The organism is Brevibacterium aurantiacum, from assembly GCF_007558825.1.
Classification (GTDB): Bacteria; Actinomycetota; Actinomycetes; order Actinomycetales; family Brevibacteriaceae; genus Brevibacterium; species Brevibacterium aurantiacum_A.
On the sequence record NZ_VLTK01000038.1, the window covers coordinates 1 to 1,714 of the forward strand.

Sequence of the window (1,714 nt, forward strand, 5' to 3'; positions counted from 1 at the left end):
ACCTGACTTCCACAACTCGGTGCTGATCTCGCGATTTCGTTTGTGTTTATGCTGGTCACGGGTTCAGAGATCGTGTTGGTGGGACACTAAACGGCTGTCTACGATGGGTTTATGTCGCCTCGTCTACGGAAAGTCACCACAGGATCTGGGGCTACTGCTGTGCAGATCGTGCGCAAACATCGTGGAAAAGTTGCCGTCCTTGAACACCTCGGATCGGCTCACTCCGAAGCAGAACTGACAGCTCTGCTCGCCGCCGGCGAAGAGAAACTCGCCGACTACGGGGCAGCCGACCAGCTCGAACTCGAACTGGGTCTGCCTAATGATGCTGCCGCGCTGCCACGAGCACGAACCGTTGTGGGATCACGCTCGTCCATTCTCATCGACGCGATCACCGAGTCCTGGAAGCGTTTGGGCTTTGGCGATGTCGTTGACGACGAAGCGTTCTTCCAGCTGGTGTTGGCTCGACTGGTGGAACCGACGTCGAAAGCAGATAGTCTCCGTGTCCTCGCCGAACTCGGCATTGATCCGCCTCACCACAACACGTTCCTCAACTGTCTGAAACGAGCGAAAGATCGCGACTACCGAGGAAAGATCGCTGAGAAATGCTTCGCCCACAGTGTGACCACCACCGGCATCAGCTTGCTGCTGTATGACGTCACAACCTTATATTTCGAGGCTGAGAAGGAAGACGCTCTGCGCCAGGTCGGGTATTCGAAAGAACGTCGCGTGGACCCACAGATCGTTGTGGGACTCCTCGTCGACCGCACGGGGTTCCCGTTAGAGATCGGCTGCTTCGAAGGGGCGAAGGCCGAGACGCACACGATCATTCCCGTGATCAAAGCCTTCCAAGAAAGGCACCACGTCACCGACATGGTCGTGGCCGCCGATGCCGGCATGTTGTCGGCAAAGAACCTCAAGGAACTTGATGATGCCAGGCTGCGGTTCATCGTCGGCTCTAGACAGACGAAGGCCCCACACGACCTGGCCACGCATTTCCGATGGAATGGCGAGTACACCGAGGATGGGCAGATCATCGACACGATCACCCCGAAAGGCATCAAGCGACTCGACCCGGAGCGAGTGAAGACGAGACGCGAACCCGTCTGGTCGGCTCAGGATCATCCGGATGCGTGGCGGGTGGTGTGGCAGTACCGGCGGAAGAGGGCGATGCGTGATGAGCAGACGCTGAACCTGCAGCGCAACCGGGCGTTGGCGATCATCGATGGTGACAAGCCGGCGAAGAAGGCCCGGTTTGTGAAGGTCACGGATGAGGAGAAGGCCTTCGATGAGAAGGTGTATGAGCGGGCGATGAAGCTCTCTGGGTTCAAAGGCTATGTCACGAACATTCCCGTCGGGACCATGCCTGCGGCGGAGGTGATCGGCAGTTATCACGACCTATGGCATGCGGAGCAGTCTTTCCGGATGTCAAAGACCGATCTGAGGGCCCGACCGATCTTCCACCGAACCAGGGACGCGATCGAGGCACACTTGACGGTGGTGTTCACCGCGTTGGCCGTATCCAGGTTCATGCAGGATGCGACTGGGGTGTCGTTGAAGAAGATCATCACGAGTCTGCGGCCGTTGCGGGAGTTCACCGGGCGGATCGGTGGGCAGGACATCACTTTCGACCCCGAGATCACCGGGGAAGCGAGAGAAATCGCGGGTGGACTACTGCCAGACCGGTTCGCGGGACACTAAAGTTGTGGAACTCAGG

General features: G+C 58.5%; 1 protein-coding gene. It reads left to right on the forward strand.

Going from position 1 to position 1,714, the window contains the following annotated elements:
- The first annotated feature begins 111 nt into the window (after window positions 1-111).
- Window positions 112-1,698 (forward strand): IS1634 family transposase, encoded by a 1,587-nt coding sequence (locus FO013_RS22090; protein WP_143924715.1) that lies wholly within the window; start codon window positions 112-114, stop codon window positions 1,696-1,698.
- Window positions 1,699-1,714 lie beyond the last annotated feature (16 nt).

Excerpts from the sequence above, each read along its gene's own strand:
- FO013_RS22090 (WP_143924715.1), top strand. The coding sequence starts at position 112 with ATGTCGCCTCGTCTACGGAAAGTCACCACAGGATCTGGGGCTACTGCT.